The 6,274-nt window shown below is 69.3% G+C and carries 8 protein-coding genes; 4 read left to right on the top strand and 4 right to left on the bottom strand.

What is annotated here, in order from left to right; translation table 11 throughout:
- Nucleotides 1-193: 193 nt before the first annotated feature.
- A complete protein-coding gene (locus E1283_RS04700) occupies nt 194-871 on the top strand; it encodes a macro domain-containing protein (RefSeq protein ID WP_132816582.1) in 678 nt (225 codons plus the stop codon).
- A gap of 278 nt (nt 872-1,149) precedes the next feature.
- Here E1283_RS04700 and E1283_RS04695 read toward each other — a convergent pair whose 3' ends face one another.
- The 4 genes from E1283_RS04695 to E1283_RS04680 all read right to left on the bottom strand — a co-directional run bounded on the left by E1283_RS04695 (nt 1,150) and on the right by E1283_RS04680 (nt 3,932).
- Nucleotides 1,150-1,788 carry a helix-turn-helix transcriptional regulator gene (locus tag E1283_RS04695; RefSeq protein ID WP_132816581.1) on the bottom strand — a complete coding sequence of 213 codons (639 nt, stop codon included), beginning with the start codon at nt 1,786-1,788 and terminating at the stop codon, nt 1,150-1,152.
- A gap of 137 nt (nt 1,789-1,925) precedes the next feature.
- On the bottom strand, nt 1,926-3,383 hold the full coding sequence (locus tag E1283_RS04690) for a helix-turn-helix domain-containing protein (RefSeq protein ID WP_132816580.1): 1,458 nt from the start codon (nt 3,381-3,383) through the stop codon (nt 1,926-1,928).
- A 22-nt stretch (nt 3,384-3,405) separates the two neighbouring features.
- Complete coding sequence (locus E1283_RS04685; RefSeq protein WP_243744592.1) at nt 3,406-3,723, bottom strand: DUF7848 domain-containing protein; 318 nt, start codon at nt 3,721-3,723, stop codon at nt 3,406-3,408.
- Nucleotides 3,723-3,932 (bottom strand): hypothetical protein, encoded by a 210-nt coding sequence (locus tag E1283_RS04680; protein WP_132816579.1) that lies wholly within the window; start codon nt 3,930-3,932, stop codon nt 3,723-3,725. The genes E1283_RS04685 and E1283_RS04680 overlap by 1 nt, the downstream gene beginning before the upstream one ends.
- A gap of 116 nt (nt 3,933-4,048) precedes the next feature.
- On the opposite strand from E1283_RS04680, the gene E1283_RS04675 reads away from it, so the two are divergent.
- The 3 genes from E1283_RS04675 to E1283_RS04660 all read left to right on the top strand — a co-directional run bounded on the left by E1283_RS04675 (nt 4,049) and on the right by E1283_RS04660 (nt 6,271).
- Complete coding sequence (locus tag E1283_RS04675; protein ID WP_132816578.1) at nt 4,049-4,891, top strand: helix-turn-helix domain-containing protein; 843 nt, start codon at nt 4,049-4,051, stop codon at nt 4,889-4,891.
- Nucleotides 4,873-5,121: a DUF397 domain-containing protein gene (locus E1283_RS04670; RefSeq protein WP_132816577.1), complete on the top strand. Its 249-nt coding sequence runs from the start codon at nt 4,873-4,875 to the stop codon at nt 5,119-5,121. The genes E1283_RS04675 and E1283_RS04670 overlap by 19 nt, the downstream gene beginning before the upstream one ends.
- 559 nt (nt 5,122-5,680) lie before the next feature.
- Complete coding sequence (locus E1283_RS04660; RefSeq protein WP_132816575.1) at nt 5,681-6,271, top strand: TetR/AcrR family transcriptional regulator; 591 nt, start codon at nt 5,681-5,683, stop codon at nt 6,269-6,271.
- The last annotated feature ends 3 nt before the right edge of the window (nt 6,272-6,274 follow it).

Here is a 6,274-nt window from a genome sequence, read left to right as displayed (position 1 = left end):
GTCGTCGCTCATGGTGGCGGGACTCCAAAGGGGCGATCCGTGCTGGTGGATGGCCTGGTCGGCCAGGTGTTCACGACACTAGGCCAGCCCACTGACAGTCCGTCCTGACAGTTCCGTCGTCCGTGATGCGCTGTCAGTGCCGCGCGATAGCGTCGTGATCAGTTGAGTGACCGTCAACCGATCGGAGAGAACCATGACCGTGGACCACGCGCCGTCGCCGCTCAGGGTGGTGCTGGCCGACACCAACAGCGCCGTGGTGGAGGCGTGGCGCGCGGCCTTCGCCGACAGCCCCGAGATCGAGATCCGCACCGGCTCGATCCTCGCCGAGGACGTCGACGCCTGGGTCAGCCCCACCAACTCCCGGGGCCGGATGGACGGCGGGGTGGACGCGGTCATCAAGCGGCACCTCGGCGCGGGCATCCAGCTGCGGGTGCAGAAGGCCATCAGGAGCGGGTTCGCCGGCTCCCTCCCCGTGGGCAGCGCGGTGTGCGTGCCGTCCGGGGCGGTCAAGCCGAGGTTCCTGATCTCCACGCCCACGATGGAGACGTCGTCGCAGAACGTCAGCGAGACCCTGAACGTGGCCCTGGCCTGCGCCGCCGCCTTCCAGGCGATCCACCAGAAGAACCGCGAGGCGCCGGGCAGCATCCGCTCCGTGGCCCTCGTCGGCCTGGGCGCCAGGACCGGCCGGGTGCCGGCCCGGGTCTGCGCCAACCTGATGTGGTCGGGCCACGCCCTCTTCCACGACCACTCCTTCGAGAGCTACGACGAGTTGCGCGCCACGATCGTGGCGCAGCTCGACGACCTGGAGAGCGCGCCCGTCGAGCAGCGGGTCCGCATAGCCCCGCCGAAGCGGGCCGGCTCGCGCCACTGACACTGACGCACGGATCGAGGTCACGGCCTCTTCGGAAACCTCCACGGCCGGCGGCAGTTCCTCGTCGGCGGCGGTTCGCGCACCAGGGCGTAGGGCGGGGGTTGCTTCTCGCGGGCCTCGTCCGCCTGCGTGGGGGTGGCAGTGCTCGCCAGGACGGCGAAGGCCGCGGCGAGTCCCAGGAACGCGCGGGAACCGGTCCGCCGGCGACCTGACCGATGACGGCTCATGCGGTGAGTCCCTTCCGGGGGGAGATGGCTGGTGTGAGTGCCGAGGCACTCTCAGAGCCTCCTCGTTCCGCCGTCGGAAGTCGTTGACCCGGAGCTCCCGGCTCGTTGACACTCCGTGATCCGCTCCGCGCCCACCCGGTAGTCCCTCGGCGGCATGCCGTAGACCGCGCGGAAGGTCCGCGAGAAGACGGCTGCGTCGGTGAAACCCCAGCGGGCCGCGATCCGGTGCACGGGAACCGCCCGGTACGCGGGGTCCGCCAGCTGACGTCGAGCGCCTTCGAGCCGCTCGTGGCGGATCCACGCGGCGAGGGTGGTGCCGTGCCCGAGTGTCCGGAAGATCCGGTGCAGGTAGCCGACGGATATGTGGTGGGCCGCCGCGATGGTCCCCGGAGACAGGTCCGGGTCGCCCAGGTGGTGCCGGACGAACGCCTGGACGCGCAGCGCGAGGGCGTGGCCGGGGGTCTCCGCCGGCCTGCTCTCCAGTGTGGTGGCGAGCAGGTCGATCACCGCCCTCCCCAGGTCGGGGACGTCCAGTTTCACCAACTCCGGCGTGGTGCCGACGTCGTGGGCGGGCTGGGGGCCGTCGAGCAGGTACACGCTGGTCTCGACGCCGCCGTGGATCACGAAGACGAGGTGGTAGACCTCGGGGTCGGCCGACACGTCGGCCGACCGGAACACCGTCCTGATCATCAGGCCCCCTGGTGATCGACACCACGCCGGACCGTGCCCGACGCGGTAGAAGAACCGTCAGCAGGACCGTAGAAGGGGGCGTGTCCCCGATTCAAAGTGCACGGCGCGCACTTCTTCGCGCGTTTTGTGCACCAGGCTCAGAGACCCCGGGCGGCGTGGATCCGGAGGGCGTGGACGATGTCGTGGAGACCGACGCCGGTGGTCAGCAGGTCACGGCCGAGCACGGCCTCGGCCGTGCGCAGGTGGGCTCGGACGGTGTTGCGGTTGATGCCGATGCGGCGGGCGGCCTCCTGGGCGTCGGTGTTGGCGTCGATCCACGCTTCGAGAGTGGTGCGTTGCGGAGCCGGCAGCGGTTCGAGGAAGGTCCGTGCCCAGGCGACGGGACGCTCGCCGCGCAGCAGGTCGTCCAGGGCCGGGGCCGTGCGCGGCTCGTCGGGCTCGGGTCCGCCGGCGGAAGCGGAGAGAACGAAGGCCAGGTGGAGGGTGGCCCGGGAGCGGACATCGGCCAGATCCAGGTCGAGGAACTGTTCCGCTCGTCTGATGTGGGCGGTGACGGTGTTGCGGCTCATGTTGAGCAGTTGGGACACCGCGCCTCGGGGCACGGCCATCAGCATGCGGGTGACGTCGGCGGTGATCGGCGGCAGGGAGACCAGCGGACGCACCATGGTGCGAGCCCAGGCCAGTGCGGGCCCACGGGGCAGCACCCGCTCCAGATCCGTGTGCCCCTGGTGGGAGACCACCCGGCTGGACGTGGCGCGGGCGGCGGCCAGGGCGTGGGCGGCCTGGCTGTAAGCGCTGGCCGTCGCGCCGAGCGGATGCGGGCCGCTGATGCCGAGCGCGTACCCGGGGGTGTCCCGCGCCAGGCGGCGCAGCGCCTCGCCGTGGCCACCGGCCCCACCGTCGGCGGCGTCGGCGATGAGGCAGATCAGATGCTCGTGGAAGATGGGACACTCGACCATCAGATCCGTGCCGTGATAGCCGGAGGGATCCTGGAACGCCCGCTCGACCCGGGCGCGTTGCGGCGGCGGACAGTGGAGCAGATGGATCCGTAGCCGATCCGTCTCCAGCAACGGCGGCACGCCACCGGTCGTCATGCGGCGGGCCAGCGTCACATCCCCCGCGAGCAACGCCGAGAACACGGCGAACCGCACCTGACGGGCCTTGTGCCGGTACCCGTGCCAGGTCCGCTCGCCGTCCTCGGCACGGCGCAGGAGGGTGAGGACGCTACCGGTGTGCGAGGCCAGCGCGACCGTCTCCTGGCTCAGCGGCGACCGGCCGGCGGTCACCAGTACCAGGCGCGCGTCGTGCGCGTCGAGGGCTTCGGCGTGCACGTGCCAGGCGCCGGTCCTGGTCGCCGCGGCGGCGACCTGCCCGCCGGTTAATCGGGCGAGCAGCGGGGCGAGCGGAGGCAGGATCTCCCGAGGGAAACCCGCGGTGGACGATTCGAGCACGCCGAGGTCGTCCTCCGCGATCAGGCCGACCTGCGCGCCGGTCTGCCGGTGCAGCCACTCCAGGACTCCGCCGGCACCCGGCTCGGACCCGCCGGACGTCAGGCGTCTCACCTCACGGAGCAGTCCGTCGATCCCTCCGACCATGGCTTCTTCCTCCCAGCTCCACCTACGGCCTCGGCGAGACGACCCAGGGCCGGGTCAGGGTCTCCGTGTAGCCGTGGTGCGTCGGATTGGCGGCCGCGTGCCGCAGCTGCCAGTCCTGCACCCGCCCGAACTCGACGTGGCGCGGCGACCGTTGGCCGCAGGTGTCGCACCTTATACGGTGGGTCATCGCCGGTGCGTCCGCCGCCCGGTCCGGCTCGCTGACCAGCAGCGAACGTCCGAGCAGCGGGTAACCACCCAGCGCGTGACGTCGGTTGCGGTCGCTCATGGCGTTGGCCTGCCGCAGCAGCGCCTCCAGCGACGGCCGCCGGTCGGGTGCCATCAGGCGCACCCCCGGAGCACGGACGCCAGCTTGCGGGCCATCGCGAGATTGCAGCAACCCAGGTCCACGAGCGGCCGGTTGGCCTCGGCGGTGCAGGACGCGAGGTCCACGCGGAGCGACGGCAGCACGACGCCGACCTCCGCCAGCGCGGCCCGCACCTCCTCGGCGGCCGATTCCGCATCCCTGAGTCGCTCGACGGTCGTCGTCATGGCTGGTTCCCCTTCGAGTTGGCTTTCACGGAAAGTGGCTCCAGCATGACCCTCCGGTACTAGCTTGGGCAGGGGTTTGACGTTGCCCATGCGGCAAGCAATCGAAGGAGTGGCCGATGGACCAGCGGCACGGCGATGTGATCCCGCCCCTCACCCCCCGGAGCCTCCTGGGCTACGAGGCCCGCCGGCTCCGCGAGGAGCTGAAGCTGTCCCTCAACGACGTGGCCAAGATCGCCGCGTGCGACAAGACGTATCTCAGCCGAGTCGAGCGGGCGGAGAAGTTCCCCAGCGAGATCTTCATCGTGGCGCTGGACAAGGCGCTCGGCGCGGGCGGTCTCCTCAAACGCCTGTGGGAGGCGGCGTACCACAACGTGTTCCCGGACTACGTCCGGCGCTTCATGGAGCTGGAACCCAAAGCCACCAAGATGCAGAAGTACATGGTGCAGACCGTGCCGGGCCTCTGGCAGACGGAGGAGTACGCACGCGAGCTGATTCGAACCAAGCCTCGGCTCACCGATGACCGGGTCGAGGAGATGGTGGTGGCCCGGCTGGCCAGGCAACGGATCCTGAACGGGTCGAAGGCACCCCTGTTTTGGGCGGTGCTGGACGAAGCCGTCCTGCGACGAGCCATTGGTGGGCCGCGCATCATGGCGGCGCAGCTGGCACATGTGGTCCGGATGGCTAAGCAACCGAACGCGATCGTTCAGGTGTTGCCATTCAGTGTCGGGGCACATGCCTCCACGGGAGGCTCCTTGACCATGCTCTCGTTCGCCGACGACTCCGACATGGCGTACACGGAAGGCGTGGACTCCGGTCACCTCACCGAAGCGCGGGAAGCAGTCGCGGAGTTCGGGCTTCGTTACGATCTGGTGCGAGCGAAGGCCCTCTCTCCCGAGGCGTCCATCGACATGATCCAGCAGGCGGCAGAGGAGTACCAGCGATGGTCGGGACCGAGCTGACGAAGACTGAGTGGCGGAAGTCGAGTTACAGCAACGACAACGGCGACTGTGTCGAGGTCGGATGGCGTAAGTCGAGCTACAGCAATCAGAACGGCGGCGACTGCCTGGAGGTCGGGGACGGCGTCCCCGGAGGGCTTCCGGTGCGCGACAGCAAGGTCCCCTCCGGTGACGTCCTGACGTTCGCCGCGCCCGCGTGGGCGGCGTTCGTCGCGCGCCTCAGGGAGTCGTGACCTCCTGGGTCATCGGCACGATCGTGCTGGCCACGCACACCACGGACGGGACGCCGACCAGCCAGGCCGTCACGACGAGACGGGGGCTGTCCTGTGATGACTTGACCCGCTGTATGGGTCACCGGTGTCGGGAGCGCCGGTCCATGACTACCCAACCGTCGCCCAGCTCGTGTTGCAGAGCGGCGAGTGCGGCATCTGCCTGCTGTTCGAACAGCTCCCATTGTTCCTCGGGCCACGGAGACGGACCGCCAGGATTGTCCCAGTCGAGAGACGCTTGGTAGCACTCGCACAGTCGGACCAGTTCGGTCCGGGTGGCCAGGCTGATCGGCAGCCGTTGCAGATCGCATGGGTAGCCGTACGGGCTGTCGACGTCGTTGGGCCACAACGGAGTGTCCGAGACGCCGTAGCTGAAGAAAAACCGAAGGTAGCAGTGCACATTGCCCCTCGTTGATCGCGACCGTCGTGGCGACGACAGCGGAGAGCGGCTGCTGGCCGCTGTTCTGAACCGTACCGGCCAGCACGGTTGCGTCGGCGCAACTGCGCCTCCTATATTCTGAACATGTTCACTGAACATGTTCAGCCAACTCGTGCTGAACAGAAACGACACACCACCACCCGCGTCACCGAGGCTGCCGCACGGCTCTTCCAGGAGCATGGCTTCCACGGCACAACGGTGCGTCGGATCGCCGCGGAGGCAGGTGTTTCCGTAGGTGCGGTCATGGCGGTGGGGGACAAGGAGTCCCTGCTGAGCCTGGTCTACGACCAGGCCATCGCGGCGCGCATCCCCGCGCCACCGGCGGCGGAGTCGACCACTTCCGCGGTCGACTACCTGTCCCGTTACTTCGCCCCGTTCCTCGACCTGTTCACCGAGAACGAGGAACTCGCGCGCGCGTACTTCCGGGCCCTGACCCGAGGCCGATCCGAGAAGGCGGCCCTCGGCTCACTGCGCACGCTGGCCGAGAGCAATCTGAGCGCCGCGATGGTGAACGCGGGAACGCCAGACGCCCACGCCCGGCTCGGTGCGCAGGTGATGTTCGCCAGCTACCTCGGTGAGCTGATGCTGCTTGCCGCGGGATCCACCGACCCCCGGCAGACGGCAACCCGGATCCGACACACCGCTGAATTCGTCACCGCACAAGAACGGCAATGACCG

Origin of the sequence: Streptomyces hainanensis (assembly GCF_004348415.1) — a bacterium.
GTDB lineage: Bacteria > Actinomycetota > Actinomycetes > Streptomycetales > Streptomycetaceae > Streptomyces > Streptomyces hainanensis.
Note: the sequence above shows the minus strand (reverse complement) of the source record. Positions and strands in the feature narration are given on the sequence as shown.

What these genes read in the sequence shown, in the direction of transcription:
- E1283_RS04700 (WP_132816582.1), top strand. Translation starts at nt 194, where the DNA reads ATGACCGTGGACCACGCGCCGTCGCCGCTCAGGGTGGTGCTGGCCGAC.
- E1283_RS04695 (WP_132816581.1), bottom strand. Translation starts at nt 1,788, where the DNA reads ATGATCAGGACGGTGTTCCGGTCGGCCGACGTGTCGGCCGACCCCGAG.
- E1283_RS04690 (WP_132816580.1), bottom strand. Translation starts at nt 3,383, where the DNA reads ATGGTCGGAGGGATCGACGGACTGCTCCGTGAGGTGAGACGCCTGACG.
- E1283_RS04685 (WP_243744592.1), bottom strand. Translation starts at nt 3,723, where the DNA reads ATGGCACCCGACCGGCGGCCGTCGCTGGAGGCGCTGCTGCGGCAGGCC.
- E1283_RS04680 (WP_132816579.1), bottom strand. Translation starts at nt 3,932, where the DNA reads ATGACGACGACCGTCGAGCGACTCAGGGATGCGGAATCGGCCGCCGAG.
- E1283_RS04675 (WP_132816578.1), top strand. Translation starts at nt 4,049, where the DNA reads ATGGACCAGCGGCACGGCGATGTGATCCCGCCCCTCACCCCCCGGAGC.
- E1283_RS04670 (WP_132816577.1), top strand. Translation starts at nt 4,873, where the DNA reads ATGGTCGGGACCGAGCTGACGAAGACTGAGTGGCGGAAGTCGAGTTAC.
- E1283_RS04660 (WP_132816575.1), top strand. Translation starts at nt 5,681, where the DNA reads ATGTTCACTGAACATGTTCAGCCAACTCGTGCTGAACAGAAACGACAC.